We start from the raw sequence: 17022 nt of genomic DNA, 5'->3' as shown, positions 1-17022 counted from the left end.
CAACGAGGACCAGGGATTAAAAACAGGCGCTGGACGCAGCCATATACCGGCCGCGAAATAGCCCAGCGCCCAAAACCCGGCGAGTCCTGTGCTCCAGGTTAACCGGGTGCCCAAGGATAGCGGTGGTTCTGTGGCTTGCATCGTTCAGATGGCCATGCCGATCATGGCTTCCCTCCTGCGAGTGGATGCCTGGCGAACCAGGTACGCCGGTGCAGCCGCTGGCGGCGCCGGGCCGGCGCGCGCCGCGTGGCCGGCACAGTTCAATATAGGCCTTAGGTCAGGCGGGGAAATACGTCAATTGTCACGCGTCAAGATGCAAGTTTTACATTTTGGCAGGCATTTTTTCCTCAGGGCTTGAATTCGCTCATATAATCCCCACCTTCGGAAAATCCGTGCAACAAAATCTGTATCAACCGAGACTAACTAGAGGTAAAAATGGCTGACAACGAAAAGCAAACCCTGGGCTTTCAAGCTGAAGTGAAGCAGCTGCTGCAATTGATGATCCACTCGCTGTACTCGAACAAGGAGATCTTCCTGCGCGAGCTGGTGTCGAACGCATCGGATGCGGCCGACAAGCTGCGCTTCGAGGCGATCAACAACGATGCCCTGTATGGCAACGATCACGAACTGAAGATCAAGGTTAGCTTCGACAAGGAAGCGCGCACCATTACCATTTCCGACAACGGCATCGGCATGAACCGCGAGGAAGCCATCTCGCACCTGGGTACCATCGCCAAGTCGGGCACCAAGGAATTCTTCGGCAAGCTGTCGGGCGACCAGCAGCAGGACGCGGCCCTGATCGGCCAGTTCGGCGTGGGCTTCTACTCCGGCTTCATCGTGGCCGACAAGATCACCGTCGAAACCCGCCGTGCCGGCGCCGCCGCCAACGAGGCCGTGCGCTGGGAGTCCGGCGGCGAGGGCGACTACAGCGTGGAGCAGATCGAGAAAACCTCGCGCGGCACCGACATCATCCTGCACCTGCGCGAAGGCGAGGACGAGCTGCTGTCGAGCTGGAAGATCAAGTCCATCATCCGCAAGTACTCGGACCACATCTCGCTGCCCATCATGATGCGCAAGGAAGAGTGGGACGACGAGAAGAAGGAAACCGTGCTCAAGGACGAGCTGGAGACCATCAACCAGGCCAGCGCCCTGTGGGCCCGCAACAAGGCCGACATCACCGACGAGCAGTACGAGGAGTTCTACAAGCACGTCTCGCACGACTTCCAGGCGCCGCTGATCCACACCCACAACCGGGTGGAAGGCCGCAGCGAATACACGCAGCTGCTGTACGTGCCGGCCAAGGCGCCGTTCGACCTGTGGGACCGCAACAAGCGTACCGGCATCAAGCTGTACGTCAAGCGCGTGTTCATCATGGACGATGCCGAGCAGCTGATGCCGACCTACCTGCGCTTCGTCAAGGGTGTGATCGACTCGGCCGACCTGCCGCTGAACGTGTCGCGCGAAATCCTGCAGGAGTCGCGCGACGTCAAGGTGATCCGCGACGGCTCGACCAAGCGCGTGATCGGCATGCTCGAAGAGCTGGCCAACGCCGAAGAGCAGGACAAGAAGGACAATTACGCCACCTTCTGGAAGGAGTTCGGCCAGGTGCTGAAAGAGGGCATCGGCGAGGACGCCACCAACAAGGAGCGCCTGTCCAAGCTGCTGCGCTTCGCCTCCACCCATAACGACAACGACGAGCAGAACGTCTCGTTCGAGCAGTATGTGGCGCGCCTGAAGGAAGGCCAGGACAAGATCTACTACGTCACGGCCGACAACTACACGGCCGCCAAGAACAGCCCGCACCTGGAAATCTTCCGCAAGAAGGGCGTGGAAGTGCTGCTGCTGACGGACCGCGTGGACGAGTGGATGCTGTCGTTCCTGCAGGACTACGAGGGCAAGGAACTGGTGTCCGTGGCCAAGGGCGGCCTGGACCTGGGCAAGCTGGAAGACGAGGCCGAGAAGAAGGAACACGAGGAAACCGAGTCGTCCTACAAGGACCTGGTGGCCAAGATGAAGGAAGCGCTGGGCGACAAGGCCAAGGACGTGCGCGTCACGTTCCGCCTGACCGATTCGCCGGCCTGCCTGGTGGCGGACGAGCACGAACTGTCGGGTAACCTGCTGCGCATGCTGAAGGCGGCCGGCCAGAGCGCGCCCGATTCCAAGCCCATCCTGGAAATCAACCCCAACCATCCGCTGGTGACGCGCCTGAAGTATCAGGATGCCGGCAGCCAGTTCAACGACTGGGCCCACATCCTGTTCGACCAGGCCCTGCTGGCCGAAGGCGGTTCGCTCAGCGATCCGGCCACCTTCGTCAAGCGCCTGAACGAAATGCTGCTCAACGGCGCAGCCAAGTAAACGGTATAGGCCGGCCCCGGCCTGCTGGCCGGGGATGGCGGACTGGCGCCATGTTCACGCAAGTGGACATGGCGCCATTTTTTTTGGCGCCGGAACGGCCTGCGCTTGCTTACCGCTTGCGAGGCAGGGTCTTTCCATGCGCGGCCAGGAGGCGCTAGCTGCGCCGTCGCCGTGCCAGCAGCATGACGGGCAGGCCAGCGGCCAGCAATGCCAGGCCGCTCGGTTCCGGCACGGGCGGTGCATTGACGAAGCCGCGGATCTCGCCGTTCGGATAGGCGTCCGAGTGGATGTTGAGGTAGGCTTCGCCGCTGGTCAGGCCGCCCAGCAGTGCCGCTTCCGCCCCGGCCGTGGTGCCGCCGTGGTCTGCGATGAAGGCGGGATTCCAGCTGCTGGCCAGGGAGGTGTCGAACAGGTGGCTGTAGGCGCCGCTGTGGCCGCCCAGCGGGAAGCCGAAGAGGCTGGGCAGTTCCGTCGCCACCGGGGCATTGCCGTTGCCCGGCGAGGCCGTGCAGCAGTGGATGTGGGCGGCTGTGGTGGTGCCGGTCAGGCCGCCGTAGGCCACCGTGACCTGCAGCTGGTGCATCAGTTCGTCGAAATCGATTACGGCTGCGCCGATGCCGGTGGAAGCGTTGGGCGGGTCCTCATGGGCCCCGTCGAGCAGGAATGCCTGGCTGGTCGCGTGGGCCGCCGTCATGGTCGAGAGCAGCAGCGCGAGCGCTGCCGCACCATGTTGGATATGCTTGTTCATCTTGTCTCCTTTCCTGGTTCTTGAAGCGGCGGGCAGACCGCTGCCCGCCCCCGTTAGACCGCCCCGGAAAAGGAGGAGTTCCTACAGCTGACGTAAGCCGTCAGCGCTGCAGCTGGGCGCAGAACTCCAGCAGCAGCTGCTCGCCTTGCGGCCACGGGCCATAGCCGGCATCGCCGTTGATATGGCCGGCGTCGCCGATGATGACGAGGCGGCTGCCCCAGGCGGCGGCGAACTGCCGGGCGCGCTCGATGCTGACGTAGGGATCGTTGGTGCTGGCCACGACGATGGTGGGGAAGGGCAGGGGCGCCAGCTGCATGGGCTGGAAGCCGGTGGTGCAGTCGGGGTAGCTGGGCGCATCGACGTCGCTGGGCGCGACCAGGAAGGCGCCAGCCACGGGCGCGCGCGAACCGGAGGCGGCCCAGCGCGTGACGAGCGAGCAGCTCAGGCTGTGGGCCGCCAGCACGGGCGGATGTGCGCAGCCGGCGATGGCCGCGTCCAGTTCGGCCACCCATTCGGCGCAGTCGGGCGTGTCCCAGTCGCGGTGCGGCACGCGCAGCCAGGCGGGATGCTGGGCTTCCCACCGGGTTTGCCAGTGCTGCGGTCCCGAGTTCCACAATCCGGCCAGCGTCAGTACCTGCGGTTCCATGCCTAGTCCTTTCATTGTTGAGAGAAAGGCAATGATAGCCGAATCCGCGCGCCGGCGCCGGCAGCTAAGCGCAGCTGTGCCGTTACAGTTCCGTACGCAGGGCGAACAGTTCCGGGAACAGCACCACGTCCAGCATCTTGCGCAGGTAGCTCACGCCGGCCGTGCCGCCAGTGCCGGTCTTGAAGCCGATGATGCGCTCGACCGTCGTCACGTGGCGGAAGCGCCAGAAGCGGAACGCCGTTTCCAGGTCGACCAGCTTTTCGGCCAGCTCGTACAGCGCCCAGTGGCGGGTGGGGTCACGGTACACTTCCAGCCAGGCCGCCTTGACGGAAGCGTCCGCCACGGTGGGCTGGGTCCAGTCCGCGTTCAGGCGCTCGGGCGCGATGGCCAGGCCGTTACGGGCCAGCAGGCGTACGGATTCGTCGTACACGGACGGCGTGCGCAGCGCCGTATCGAGCAGCTGGAATACTTCCGGCGTGGTGGTGTGGACGCTCAGCAGGGCCGCGTTCTTGTTCCCCAGGATGAATTCGATCTCGCGGTACTGGTAGGACTGGAAGCCGGACGAGGCGCCCAGATAGGGGCGGATGGCCGTGTATTCAGGCGGCGTCATGGTGGCCAGCACGTCCCAGGCGTGCACCAGCTGGTCCATGATGCGGGCCACGCGGGCCAGCATCTTGAAGGCGGGCGCCAGGTCGTCGGCCTGCAGGTGGGCGCGCACGGCGTGCATCTCGTGCAGCATCAGTTTCATCCACAGTTCGCTGGTCTGGTGCTGGACGATGAACAGCATCTCGTTATGGTTGGGCGACAGCGGGTGCTGGGCGTTGAGGATCTGGTCCAGGCCCAGGTAGTCGCCGTAGCTCATCGATTTGCTGAAGTCCATCTGGGCGCCGTGCCACTGGGCGTCCGGGGTGGCTTGGCCTGCGCCGGCCGCGTGCGGGCAGCCGCCGGCGGCCGGTGCTTGGTTCTGTTCTGTCATGGTGTTCTCTCTTATCAGGTCACGGCGTCGCGCTTGGCGTCCACGTCGTAGGCTTGCCGGTCCAGGATGTCGCGCAGGATCTCGACCGCATCCCACACGTCGGCGTAGCTGGTGTACAGCGGCGTGAAGCCGAAGCGCATGATGGCCGGCTCGCGGTAGTCGCCGATCACGCCGCGCGCGATCAGTGCCGCCATCACGGCATAACCGTGGGGATGGGTGAAGCTGACCTGGCTGCCGCGCCGCGCATGCTCGCGCGGCGTCACCAGTTCCAGCGGATGGGCGGCGCAGCGCTGTTCCACCAGCGCGATGAACAGGTCGGTCAGCGCCAGCGACTTGGCGCGGATGGCGTCCATGGTGGTCTGCGCGAACACGTCCAGGCCGCATTCGACCATGGCCAGCGACACCACGGGCTGGGTGCCGCACAGGGCGCGGCCGATGCCGTCCGTGGGCGCGAACTGGGGCGCCATGGCGAACGGCGCCGCGTGCCCCCACCAGCCCGACAGCGGCTGGCGGAAGCGGGCCTGGTGCCGGGCCGGCACCCAGATGAAGGCCGGCGCGCCGGGGCCGCCGTTCAGGTATTTATAAGTGCAGCCGACGGCCAGGTCGGCGCCGCCCCCATGCAGGTCGACCGGCACGGCGCCGGCCGAGTGGGCCAGGTCCCACACGATCAGGGCGCCGCGGCCATGGGCCAGGGCGCTGGTGGCGGCCATGTCGTGCTGGTAGCCGGTACGGTAGTTGACGTGGGTGAGCATGACGACGGCCGTGTCGGCATCGATGGCCTGGGCCAGCTCGTCCACCGAATCGACCAGGCGCACGGCGTAGCCCCGCTCTAGCCAGGATGACAGGCCCTGCGCCATATAGATATCGGTGGGGAAGTTGCTGCGCTCGGTGACGATGATGCGGCGCCCGGCCCGCTCGGGGTCCGCGGCCTGCATGTGCAGGGCGGCGGCCAGCGCCTTGAACAGGTTGACGGAGGTGGTGTCCGTCACCACCACTTCGCCGGCGGCGGCACCGAGCAGGGGCGCCAGCCGGTCGCCCAGGCGGCGCGGCAGGTCGAACCAACCGGCCGTATTCCAGCTGCGGATCAGGTCGTGGCCCCATTCGCGGGCGATCACGTCCTGGGCCCGGGCCAGCGCCGCCTTGGGACGGGCGCCCAAGGAGTTGCCATCCAGATAAATAACGCCTTGCGGCAAGTCGAACTGGTCGCGCAGGGCGGCGAGCGGATCGTGCGCGTCGCGTTCCTGACAGTCTGTGCGATTAGTCATTAAGTAACTTTCTTCGGGTAGAGGAAATACTTGAGGCCTCAACATTTAAGGCCTGAGCCGCGAGTGTAGCAATTTTTTCTTCGTTTTAGCCAGAAAAGGGCCGGGCGCGGACCTGCGGCGCATCATCCGGCCGCCCGCAAACCCGCATGAACAGGGGCTTTGCGGGGTGCTGGCCAATTATTTTGAGTTTTTTTCAAAAAAAATCAAAAAAACCCTAAAGTTCCATAAAACCGTGCCGTTACCAGTTTCATGAAAGCCGCAAAAAGGTAGTTGAGCGGTGTTCAGAGCCGGCCCGGCAGGTGGATGTAAAAAATCGAAAATATTTTCAATTTTTTTCGTCCAGACCCTAAAGTTCCTGAAGAGGCTGCCGTAACCGGGTTAGATGTAGCAAAAAAGAGTCGCTGTAACGCACTATTTTGATGCTTAGGACAGGATGTTTTTGAAGCTTCCCGACCGCTTGAAACCCGCGCCGCAAGGGCGTAGGAGACCGATCTGCGAGTGTTTGTAAGACAAACACCGACAGGTCGCACCCGCTATTTCCCGACGGAAAATACAGAGAGTCGCCTCTACTGGTATTTTTGTTGCTCCCGCAGAATGTATCTCACTGGAAACGCAATTGTGTTCCGCAGTGAAGATAACGGATCGAGGAGATGGAAATGACTGCTAACGATATGATGGCCGAAATTCGCGACGCTAACCTGAGCTACCTGATGCTGGCTCAGCAGATGATTCGTGCGGACAAGGTGACGGCAATCTTCCGCCTGGGTATCGCGGCCGAAATCGCCGACCTGATCGAGGGCATGAGCAACGCCCAGATCCTCAAGCTGGCAGGCGGCAACATGATGCTGGCCCGCTTCCGCTTCGACGACAGCGCCATCCTGTCCATGCTGACCAACTACAATAAGGACCGCGTGCTGGCCCAGTCCCACGCCGCCATCCTGATGGCCGGCCAGGCGGTGGAAGAGATCGCTTAAGCGCGTCGCCTTTCAGTTCGCCTTACCCAGCAACCCGCCAGCAAGCAGCTAGCAACATCGAGGAGCCCCATCATGGCCAAGAAAAGTGTCGTATCGGAAGCGCAGGAAATCCAGCTTGCGATTGAACTGATCCAGCTCGGCGCCCGCCTGCAGTTGCTCGAATCGGAAGTGTCACTGTCGCGCGAGCGCCTGCTCAAGCTGTACAAGGAATTGAAAGGGGTGTCGCCACCCAAGGGCATGCTGCCGTTCTCGACGGACTGGTTCCTCACCTGGCAGCCGAACATCCATTCCTCGCTGTTCATCAATATCTACAAGTTTCTGGTCGACCATGCCGGCGCCACGGGCATCGAAGCCATCATGAAGGCCTACAAGCTGTATCTGGAGCAGATGCCGCCGGAACCGGGCCAGGAGCCGCTGCTGTCGCTGACGCGCGCCTGGACCCTGGTGCGCTTCTTCGGCAGCAAGATGCTGGAACTGGCCCCCTGCGGCAAATGCCAGGGCAAGTTCGTCGTCAATTGCATGGATTTGAACGGCTGCTATGTCTGCGGCCTGTGCCACATGCCTTCGCGCGCCGGCAAGACCAAGAAGTCGCGCGACGCCGACGCCCTGGCCGCGTGAGGCAAGGCGCTCCATCCATCAAGGCCGGGCGGGGCAGGGCGTGAGCCGGCCCGCCGGTCCCCTCCGTCCGTCGCGGCCCGGCCGCCTGCTGCGCGCACCCGCCGTACAAGCCCTGTTGATCCAGTGCGTGGCCGTGCTGCCCACGCTGTTCCTCGTTTACCTGCTCGCCACCTTGCGCCTGCCCGTCACACTGCTGACGGTGGCCCTGCTGCAGGGCGCGCTGGCGGCCATGGCCACCTACAAGCTGGGCCTGGCGCCGTGGTGGCGTCCCATCCAGTTGCTGTTCCCCGTTGCCCTGCTGGGCGCCAGCGCGCTGCGGCTGCCGCCGTCGCTGTTCCTGTTCGCCTTCTTGTTCCTGCTGGTGCTGTACTGGTCCACCTTCCGCACCCAGGTACCGTATTACCCGTCGCGGCTGGCCGTCTGGCAGGCCGTCGAGCAGTTGCTGCCGGCCGGGCCCGTGCGCATGATCGACATCGGCAGCGGCCTCGGTGGGCTGGTGCTGTACCTGGCCCGGCGCCGTCCCGACGCGGCCTGCCTGGGCATCGAACTGGCGCCGCTGCCATGGCTGGTGAGCGCGGCGCGGGCCAAGCTGGCCGGCAGTGCAGCCCGTTTCGTGCGCGGCGATTACGAATTGCTTGATTTCGCTCAATTCGACGTCGTGTTCGCCTACCTGTCGCCGGCCGCCATGGACGGCCTGTGGCGCAAGGCGTCAGCGGAAATGCGGACTGGCGCCGTTTTGCTCAGTTATGAGTTTGCCATCGCCGCCCGCGACCCCGACCGCACCCTGTTTCCCATAGCGGGCGGCCCCCCTCTGTACGCATGGTACTTTTAAGCATCATTTGGCGTTATTTACTTGCCGGGTCGCCATTCTCACGTTATTGTAGTTCCACGTATAAATTTAATGAATTCAGAGGGCGGATGAGCTTACATTCTGTCCCTCTTCGCGCATCCGGCGTCCGCGTTCACCGTCGTGACGGAGTCGATGTTGCGGCGCAGCGTAATGAGGGGAGTCAGCGCACTTGTTAGTCATAATCGGATATATCGTAGTCTGCGCTGGCGTGTTCGGCGGTTTTGCGCTCAATGGCGGCCATCTGGCCGCGCTGCTGCAGCCGCTGGAACTGGTGATGATCGGTGGCGGTGCGGCGGGCGCCTTCCTGGTCGGTAACAACGGCAAGGCCATCAAGGCCACGCTGGCCGCGCTGCCGACCCTGCTCCAGGGCTCGCGCTACACCAAAGACCTGTACATGGAACTGATGGCGCTGCTGTTCGACGTGCTGTCCAAGGTGCGCAAGGAAGGCTTGATGTCGATCGAAGGCGATATTGATGCGCCGCATGAGAGTCCCCTGTTCAGCAAGTATCCTGGCGTGCTGCACGACCATCATATCGTCGAGTTCATGACGGATTACCTGCGCCTTATGGTGTCGGGCAACATGGATGCCTTCCAGATCGAAAATCTGATGGATAACGAGATCGACACCCACCACCACGAAGGCATGGTGCCGTCGCACGCGCTGGCCAAGCTGGGCGACGGCATGCCGGCGTTCGGTATCGTGGCGGCCGTGATGGGCGTGGTGCACACGATGGAATCGGTGGGCATTCCGCCGGCCGAGCTCGGCATCCTGATCGCGCACGCGCTGGTCGGCACCTTCCTCGGTATCTTGCTGGCCTACGGTTTCGTCGGTCCGCTGGCCAGCCTGCTGGAACAGAAGCTGGAAGAGTCGACCAAGATGTACCAGTGCGTCAAGGTGACCCTGCTGGCCAGCCTGAACGGTTATGCGCCGGCGCTGGCGGTCGAGTTCGGTCGCAAGGTGCTGTACTCGACGGAACGTCCTACTTTTGCCGAGTTAGAGGACCATATCAAGAAATCGAAGTCGAAGTAAGCCCTGTCGCACGGTATGATCTCGGGTATGCACATCACAAGGACACGACATGGCTGAAGAAGGCTTGCGGCCAATTATCGTCAAGCGCATCAAGAAGAGCGGCGGTGGTCACCACGGCGGCGCGTGGAAGATCGCGTACGCCGACTTCGTGACGGCCATGATGGCCTTCTTCTTGCTGATGTGGCTGCTCGGATCGACCACCAAGGGCGACCTGAACGGCATCTCCGAATACTTCAAGACCCCGCTCAAGGTGGCCATGCAGGGCGGCGCCGGCAGCGGCGACAGCTCCTCCGTCATCCCCGGCGGCGGCAAGGACTTGACGCGCAAGGAAGGCCAGGTCAAGGCCACGGACGACCCTGCCATCAAGAAGAGCTACAACCTGACGGCCGCCAAGCAGGCCCTCGAGCACGAGGAAACCCTGCGCCTGCAGGCGCTCAAGGAAAAGATCGAATCGAAGATCGAGTCCAACCCGCTGCTCAAGAAGTACAAGAACCAGCTGCTGCTGGACTTTACCAGCGAAGGCTTGCGGATCCAGATCGTCGACGAGCAGAACCGGCCCATGTTCGCGCTGGCCAAGGCCGAGCTGCAGCCGTACACGCGCGACATCCTGTACGAGATCGGCTTCGTGCTGAACGACGTGCCCAACAAGATCGGCCTGTCCGGCCACACCGATTCGACGCCCTACCTGAGCGACGCCGGCTACAGCAACTGGGAACTGTCGGCCGACCGCGCCAACGCGTCGCGCCGGGCCCTGATCGCCGGCGGCATGAACGAGAACAAGATCCTGCGCGTGGTGGGCCTGGCGTCGGCCGCCCACCTCGACAAGCAAGACCCCTTCAACCCGATCAACCGCCGCATCAGCATCATTGTGATGAACAAGAAGACGGAAGAAAACGTGATGCGCGACGGCGCCAAAATCGACGTCGGCCCGGCCGAACCCGCAACCAGGGCGGCGGCCGCCGCGGCCGGCAAATGATGGCCGGCGCGGTGCGCACAGTATGAGCAGAACAACGAGACAGTTATGACGAGAAAAAAGATACTTGGCTCACATGTCAAACGCCTGTTGTCCGGCGTGTCCGACCATGGGCGGCGCCACCTGACGGAGGTGGAGACGGACCTGATCCAGACCGGCCTGCTGCTGGAGGAAGCGATCGAAAAGCTGACCTTCAACTTCATGGCCATCCACCAGGCCGTGGAGGCGGAACAGGACACCATCCGCCTGCTGCTGGCCGGCGGCACGCCCACGGCCGAGCAGAAGGCCAGGCTGGAGGCATTGCACGCCCAGGTGGGCAGCCACGTCAACGCGGCCATCACCAGCATGCAGTTCCAGGACATGACGAGCCAGCTGATCGATCGCACCCTGAAGCGCGTGACGGGCTTGCGCGAATTTCTTGGCACCCTGGGCGCCCATGGCGCCGAGATGCTGCCCGAGAGCGACAACGAGGAAATCGTGGCCTTGCTGGGTAAGGTCAGCATGGCGCTGGCGATACAGAGCCTGGAATTGCGCAGCGTGCTGCGCAAGGCCGTCAGTCAAAAACACCTGGAGAGCGGCGACATCGAGCTGTTCTAGCCCGGTGCGGCGTATCGATCGTTTAAAAAGAGGGGGCCGCCTGGCCCCGGAATTGAAGAGTGAGAGCAAAGATGGCTAAAACAATACTTGCAGTTGATGATTCCAGTTCCCTGCGCCAGATGGTGGCCTTCAGCCTCAAGGCGGCCGGCTACCTGGTGGTGGAGGCGGTCGACGGCCAGGACGGTCTGGAAAAAGCCAAGCTGCAAACGGTGGACCTGGTGCTGACCGACCAGAACATGCCGCGCATGGACGGCCTGCAGCTGATCAAGCTGCTGCGCGAACTGCCGGCCTACCAGAAGGTGCCGATCCTGATGCTGACCACGGAATCGTCCGACGAAATGAAGTCCAAGGGCCGCGCCGCCGGCGCCAACGGCTGGCTGGTCAAGCCGTTCGACCCGCAGCGCCTGATCGAGGTTGTGAAAAAGGTCATCGGCTGATGAAGCGAGTGCACTGATGCAAAGCGAACTTCACGGAGTATCACCATGACCATCGATATTAGCCAGTTTTTCCAGGTCTTCTTCGATGAAGCCGAGGAACTGCTGGCTGAAATGGAGCGGCTGCTGTTGGCCGTCAACATCGACGCCCCCGATGCCGAAGACCTCAATGCGATCTTCCGCACCGCCCATTCCGTCAAGGGCGGCGCCTCCACGTTCGGCGTGACCGACATGACGGAAGTGACGCACATCCTGGAAACCCTGCTCGACCGCGTGCGCAAGGGCGAGATGGCGCTCACCTCCGAGCACGTGGACGCCTTCCTGGCGGCCAAGGACATCCTCAAGATGCAGCTGGACGGCCACCGCCACGGCGCCGAGGTGGACCAGGACGCCGTGGCCGACGTGCGCATGATGCTGCAATCGCTGTCGCAGGACGCGCCGGTGGCCGCGCTGGCTCCGATCGCGCCTTCGTTCCACGCGCCCGAGGCGGCCGCCGCCGTCGACCACAGCGGCGGGCGGCGCTACCGGCTGGAACTGCCGTCCATGGTGCACCGCGAGGTGACGGCCCTGGGCGCGGAGCTGGGCCTGATGGGCCATGTGTCCATCACCCCGCTCGACCAGGACCGCAACGCGATGGTGGTCACCACCCACGAGAGCCTGGACGACATCATCGCCATCTGCTCCTTCGTGCTCAATCCGGACCAGATGGTAGTGACGGAACTGCCGGCCCTGACGGAACAGCAGGCCAGCCTGGAACAGGCGCAGCGCGCCAGGACGGAGGAGGAACTCGGTTACGGCTTCTTCGACCCGGTGGAGCTGACGCCGGCCGCGCCGGCGGCTGCGTCCACGGCCGCGCCGGCGGGGGCCGGCTATGGTTTCTTCCAGCCGCTAGCCGAAATCCGCGCCGCCGCCGCCGAAGGGGCGGACGATGCGCGCGGCTATGGTTTCTTCCAGCCCATCGAACAGATCCGGGCCGCTGCCGGCCTGCCGGCCGAGGCGCCGCCCGTGGTGGTGGCGCAGCACGCCGACGAGCACGAGAAAAAGCCGGGCAAGAAGGAAGAGAAGGCCGGTGGCTCCGCCCCCGGCGCCGAGTCGTCGTCGATCCGCGTCTCGATCGAGAAGGTGGACCAGCTGATCAACCTGGTGGGCGAGCTGGTGATCACCCAGGCCATGATCGAGCAGCGGGTCGACACGCTCGACCCCATGGTGCACGAGCGCCTGCTCAACTCCGTCAGCCAGCTGACCCGCAACACGCGCGATTTGCAGGAAGCGGTGATGTCGATCCGCATGATGCCGATGGACTTCGTGTTCTCGCGCTTCCCGCGCATGGTGCGCGACCTGGCGGCCAAGCTGGGCAAGAAAGTCGATTTCATCACCAACGGCGCCGCCACGGAGCTCGACAAGGGCCTGATCGAGCGCATCGTCGATCCGCTCACCCACCTGGTGCGCAACAGCATCGACCACGGCATCGAAATGCCGGAAGTGCGGCGCGCGGCCGGCAAGACCGACGCCGGCCGCCTGTTCCTGTCGGCCAGCCACCAGGGCGGCAACATCATCATCGAAGTGTCGGACGACGGCGGTGGCCTGAACCGCGAGAAGATCCTGGCCAAGGCCATGCAAAGCGGCCTGCCGGTGAGCGACACCATGGCCGACGCCGACGTCTGGCAGCTGATCTTCGCGCCCGGCTTCTCGACGGCCGAACAGGTGACGGACGTGTCCGGCCGCGGCGTGGGCATGGACGTCGTCAAGCGCAACATTACCGCCATGGGCGGGGTGGTCGACATCCGCTCGGCCAAGGGCTTCGGCACCACCATCTCGATCTCGCTGCCGCTCACGCTGGCCATCCTGGACGGCATGTCGATCCGGGTCGGCGAGGAAGTCTACATCCTGCCGCTGGGCTTTGTGATCGAATCGCTGCAGCCGGCGCCGGAAGACGTCAAGGAAATCAGCGGCAAGGGCAAGGTGGTCAAGGTGCGCGGCGAATACCTGCCGCTGGTGCCGCTGTACCAGATGTTCGACATCACCCCGCGCTTTACCTGCCCGTCCGAGGGCATCGTCGTCATCATCGAGACCGAAGGGCGCAAGGCCGGCCTGTTCATCGACGACCTGGTGGGGCAGCAGCAGGTGGTGGTCAAGAACCTGGAATCGAATTACCGCAAGGTGGCCGGCATTTCCGGCGCCACCATCCTGGGTGACGGCGGCGTGTCGCTGATCCTCGATGTGGCGGCCTTGATACGCTCGTCGCGCCAACTGGCCGACGAATCGATCTTTTCATGAATTCATTGATTTATAAATAGGGACGCATCATGGCAGAAGCGCTTACCATAGGGGCAAAAGAGATCGCCGGCCACGAATTCCTGGCTTTTACGCTGGGCTCGGAGGAATACGGCATCGACATCCTGAAGGTGCAGGAGATCCGCGGCTACGAGACCGTGACCCGGATCGCCAACGCACCGGAGTTCATCAAGGGTGTCATTAATCTGCGCGGCATCATCATTCCGGTGGTGGACATGCGCATCAAGTTCAACCTGGGCACCCCGGTCTACGACCAATTTACCGTGGTGATTATCCTGAACATCGGCGGACGCATAGTCGGCATGGTGGTCGATTCGGTGTCGGACGTGACCACGTTGACGCCGGAGCAGGTCAAGCCGGCGCCGGAAATGGGCACCGCCTTCAGCACCGATTACATGATCGGGCTGGGCACGATCGACGAGCGCATGCTGATCCTGGTCGACATCGACAAACTGATGTCGAGCCCGGAGATGGGATTGATCGAAACGCTGGCCGCCTGAGGCGGGCATCTGGCGCCGCGCAAGCGGCAACGCATAACACGCCGGCGACGCTCCGCAGAGAGCCGGAGGACGGCAAGCACCCGGGTAGTGTCCGGGGCGCAGTATAACAAGCAGGCACAAGGGGAGAACTGAAATGAATTTACGCGATGTTAAGATTGGATCCCGGCTGATGATGGGCTTCGGCGTCATCCTGCTGATCCTGGTGGCCATGGTGTTGTCGGCCAACTTCCTCAATTACAGCAACAAGGCCAAGTTGACCAAGGGCTTGCAGCTGTCGACCGCCAAGAGCCTGCAGGCGGCCATCATGAAGAGCGCGATGCTGGAAACGGGCATCGCCATGCGCAATATCGGCCTGCAGTCGGACGTGAGCCTGATGCAGAAGGAAGAGGCCAAGGTCAAGGAGCAGCGCAAACTGTACGAGACGGCCATCGGCCAGCTCAAGAGCCTGGGCTTGAACGAGGCGGAAAAGAAGATCCTGACCGACATCGCCACGCTCGACACCGACACCGATGCGGCCTTCAAGGAAGCCATCGGCCAGGTGCTGGCCTTTAACAGCGAAGGCGCGGCCAAGGTGATCGCCAGCCGCATCGACCCGCTGAACCAGCAGACGCTGGCCCTGATCAACAAGGTGGTCGACATCCAGCAGGCCGCCGCCAAGGACGTGATGGACGGCTCGGTGGCCGCCGACACCCAGCTCATGCTGATGCTGTTCGGCCTGGGCGCGGTGGCCGTGGCGCTGGGCGTGGGCTGCGCGCTGATCATCACCCGCTCCATCACCGTGCCGCTGTCGGGCGCGCTGGAAGTGGCGCAGAAAGTGGCGGCCGGCGAGCTGACCTCGCAGGTGACGGTGGAAGGCCGTGACGAGACCAGCGCACTGCTGCAGGCACTGAAGGACATGAACGAGAGCCTGGTCAAGACCGTGGGCGAAGTACGCTCGGGCACCGAGACCATCACCGTCGCCTCGCAGGAGATCGCCTCCGGCAACGCCGACCTGTCCTCGCGCACGGAATCGCAGGCCAGCTCGCTGGAAGAGACGGCCAGCTCGATGGAGGAACTGACTTCCACCGTCAAGCAGAACGCGGACAACGCGCGCCAGGCCAACCAGCTGGCCGTGTCGGCATCGTCGGTGGCCGTCAAGGGCGGCACCGTGGTGTCGCAGGTGGTCGACACCATGGGTTCGATCAAGGAATCGTCGCGCAAGATCGTCGACATCATCGGCGTGATCGACGGCATCGCCTTCCAGACCAACATCCTGGCCCTGAACGCGGCCGTGGAAGCGGCCCGCGCGGGCGAGCAGGGCCGCGGCTTCGCCGTGGTGGCGGCCGAGGTGCGCAACCTGGCCCAGCGTTCGGCCGGCGCCGCCAAGGAAATCAAGGAACTGATCGGCGACTCGGTGGACAAGGTCGATGCCGGCAGCAAGCTGGTGGACGAGGCTGGCCAGACCATGGACCTGATCGTGACCTCGATCAAGCAGGTGGCCGACATCATGGGCGAAATCACGGCCGCCACCCAGGAGCAGAGCAACGGCATCGAGGAAGTGAACCAGGCCATCACCCAGATGGACGAAATGACGCAGCAGAACGCGGCCCTGGTGGAACAGGCCGCGGCGGCGGCCGAGAGCATGCAGGAACAGGCCCACAAGCTGGCTGAGGCGGTCAGCATCTTCAAGCTGTCGCACGACGAGCAGAGCCGCCGTCCGGCGCCGCCGGTGCGTCCGGCCGCGCCGGCCGTGGCGGCGCCGCGTCCGGTGCCGGTGCGGGCCGTGACGGCCCGTCCGGCCACGCCCAAGAAGCTGGCCGCCGCGGCGCCCGGCGACGACTGGGAAGAGTTTTAAGCAAGCGTAGCAAGCCAGGCATTGTTGCAGGATAGAGTGAAGGGTAAGACAAATGCCGCATAGTAAAGACACCGTCAAGGAGTTTGATTTCAACGCCAAGGACTTTGAACGGGTCCGCGGCCTGATCTACAAACGGGCCGGCATCTCGCTGGCCGACAGCAAGCAGGAGATGGTGTACAGCCGGCTGGCGCGGCGTTTGCGCGCCACCGGCATCGGCAGTTTCGGCAAGTACCTGGACGACCTGGAAGCGGGTCGCCTGGGCGAGGAATGGGAAGCGTTCACCAATGCGCTGACCACCAACCTGACGTCGTTCTTCCGCGAGGCCCACCACTTTCCGTTGCTGGCCGAGCATGTGAAGCACCTGCAGGGGCCGATCACCATCTGGTGCTCGGCCAGTTCCACCGGCGAGGAACCGTATTCGATCGCCATGACCATGTGCGAGGCGTTCAACACGCTCACGCCGCCGTGCCAGATCATCGCCACCGACATCGACACCAACGTGCTGGCCACGGGCGCCAACGGCGTCTACACCATGGACCGGATCGAGAAGATGTCGCCCGAGCGCCAGCGCCGCTTTTTCCTGAAAGGCAAGGGCGAGCGCGAGGGCCTGGTGCGGGTGCGGCCCGAGCTGCGCCAGATGATCACCTTCAAGCAGCTCAACCTGCTGGCCGACGGCTGGCCGATCAGCGGGCCGTTCGACGTCATCTTCTGCCGTAATGTGATGATTTACTTCGACAAGGCGACCCAGCGCAAGATCCTGTCGCGCTTCGTGCCGCTGATGAAACCCCATGCCCTGCTGTTCGCGGGCCACTCGGAGAACTTCCTCTACGTGTCGGACTCCCTGAAACTGCGCGGCAAGACGGTGTACGAGCTCGAAGGCCAGCACCAGGGCGCCGTGCAGAGGCTCGCGTCGCAACGCACATGAGA

At 63.7% G+C, this 17022-nt stretch carries 16 protein-coding genes; 12 read left to right on the top strand and 4 right to left on the bottom strand.

The annotated features are described in order from the left end of the window. The first annotated feature begins 435 nt into the window (after nucleotides 1–435). Complete coding sequence (gene htpG, locus AC3WOS_RS06295; RefSeq protein WP_492715018.1) at nucleotides 436–2355, top strand: molecular chaperone HtpG; 1920 nt, start codon at nucleotides 436–438, stop codon at nucleotides 2353–2355. Between the two features lie 154 nt (nucleotides 2356–2509). Here the strand turns inward: htpG and AC3WOS_RS06290 are convergent, their stop codons facing one another. The 4 genes from AC3WOS_RS06290 to kynU all read right to left on the bottom strand — a co-directional run bounded on the left by AC3WOS_RS06290 (nucleotide 2510) and on the right by kynU (nucleotide 5990). Continuing rightward, nucleotides 2510–3103: a CHRD domain-containing protein gene (locus AC3WOS_RS06290; RefSeq protein WP_492715017.1), complete on the bottom strand. Its 594-nt coding sequence runs from the start codon at nucleotides 3101–3103 to the stop codon at nucleotides 2510–2512. Between the two features lie 100 nt (nucleotides 3104–3203). Next, a complete protein-coding gene (locus AC3WOS_RS06285) occupies nucleotides 3204–3749 on the bottom strand; it encodes an RBBP9/YdeN family alpha/beta hydrolase (RefSeq protein ID WP_492715016.1) in 546 nt (181 codons plus the stop codon). Nucleotides 3750–3831: 82 nt separating this feature from the next. After that, nucleotides 3832–4725 (bottom strand): tryptophan 2,3-dioxygenase, encoded by an 894-nt coding sequence (gene kynA, locus AC3WOS_RS06280; protein ID WP_492715015.1) that lies wholly within the window; start codon nucleotides 4723–4725, stop codon nucleotides 3832–3834. 14 nt (nucleotides 4726–4739) lie between these two features. Beyond that, the gene (gene kynU, locus AC3WOS_RS06275; protein WP_492715014.1) at nucleotides 4740–5990 is read right to left on the bottom strand and encodes a kynureninase; all 1251 of its coding nucleotides are present in this window, start codon (nucleotides 5988–5990) and stop codon (nucleotides 4740–4742) included. Nucleotides 5991–6646: 656 nt separating this feature from the next. On the opposite strand from kynU, the gene flhD reads away from it, so the two are divergent. The 11 genes from flhD (at nucleotide 6647) to AC3WOS_RS06220 (ending at nucleotide 17020) form a co-directional block, all read left to right on the top strand. Next, complete coding sequence (gene flhD, locus AC3WOS_RS06270; RefSeq protein WP_008450090.1) at nucleotides 6647–6964, top strand: flagellar transcriptional regulator FlhD; 318 nt, start codon at nucleotides 6647–6649, stop codon at nucleotides 6962–6964. Nucleotides 6965–7036: 72 nt separating this feature from the next. After that, nucleotides 7037–7582 carry a flagellar transcriptional regulator FlhC gene (gene flhC / locus AC3WOS_RS06265; protein ID WP_492715013.1) on the top strand — a complete coding sequence of 182 codons (546 nt, stop codon included), beginning with the start codon at nucleotides 7037–7039 and terminating at the stop codon, nucleotides 7580–7582. Nucleotides 7583–7622: 40 nt separating this feature from the next. Next, nucleotides 7623–8414, top strand: coding sequence for a class I SAM-dependent methyltransferase (locus tag AC3WOS_RS06260; RefSeq protein WP_492715012.1), 792 nt, complete (start codon nucleotides 7623–7625; stop codon nucleotides 8412–8414). A 187-nt stretch (nucleotides 8415–8601) separates the two neighbouring features. Continuing rightward, nucleotides 8602–9462, top strand: a complete 861-nt coding sequence (gene motA, locus AC3WOS_RS06255; RefSeq protein WP_492715011.1) for a flagellar motor stator protein MotA — start codon at nucleotides 8602–8604, stop codon at nucleotides 9460–9462. Nucleotides 9463–9511: 49 nt separating this feature from the next. Further along, nucleotides 9512–10438, top strand: a complete 927-nt coding sequence (gene motB / locus AC3WOS_RS06250; protein ID WP_492715010.1) for a flagellar motor protein MotB — start codon at nucleotides 9512–9514, stop codon at nucleotides 10436–10438. Nucleotides 10439–10483: 45 nt separating this feature from the next. After that, a complete protein-coding gene (locus tag AC3WOS_RS06245; protein WP_492715009.1) occupies nucleotides 10484–11032 on the top strand; it encodes a chemotaxis protein in 549 nt (182 codons plus the stop codon). A 71-nt stretch (nucleotides 11033–11103) separates the two neighbouring features. Beyond that, nucleotides 11104–11469, top strand: a complete 366-nt coding sequence (locus AC3WOS_RS06240; protein ID WP_492715008.1) for a response regulator — start codon at nucleotides 11104–11106, stop codon at nucleotides 11467–11469. 45 nt (nucleotides 11470–11514) lie between these two features. Continuing rightward, nucleotides 11515–13743, top strand: coding sequence for a chemotaxis protein CheA (cheA, locus tag AC3WOS_RS06235; protein WP_492715007.1), 2229 nt, complete (start codon nucleotides 11515–11517; stop codon nucleotides 13741–13743). A gap of 29 nt (nucleotides 13744–13772) precedes the next feature. Further along, nucleotides 13773–14261, top strand: a complete 489-nt coding sequence (locus AC3WOS_RS06230) for a chemotaxis protein CheW (protein ID WP_492715006.1) — start codon at nucleotides 13773–13775, stop codon at nucleotides 14259–14261. Between the two features lie 133 nt (nucleotides 14262–14394). Further along, nucleotides 14395–16095: a methyl-accepting chemotaxis protein gene (locus AC3WOS_RS06225; protein WP_492715005.1), complete on the top strand. Its 1701-nt coding sequence runs from the start codon at nucleotides 14395–14397 to the stop codon at nucleotides 16093–16095. Between the two features lie 52 nt (nucleotides 16096–16147). Beyond that, on the top strand, nucleotides 16148–17020 hold the full coding sequence (locus tag AC3WOS_RS06220) for a CheR family methyltransferase (protein WP_492715004.1): 873 nt from the start codon (nucleotides 16148–16150) through the stop codon (nucleotides 17018–17020). Nucleotides 17021–17022 lie beyond the last annotated feature (2 nt).

This window comes from Rugamonas sp. FW305-51 (assembly GCF_058786935.1).
Note: the sequence above shows the minus strand (reverse complement) of the source record. Positions and strands in the feature narration are given on the sequence as shown.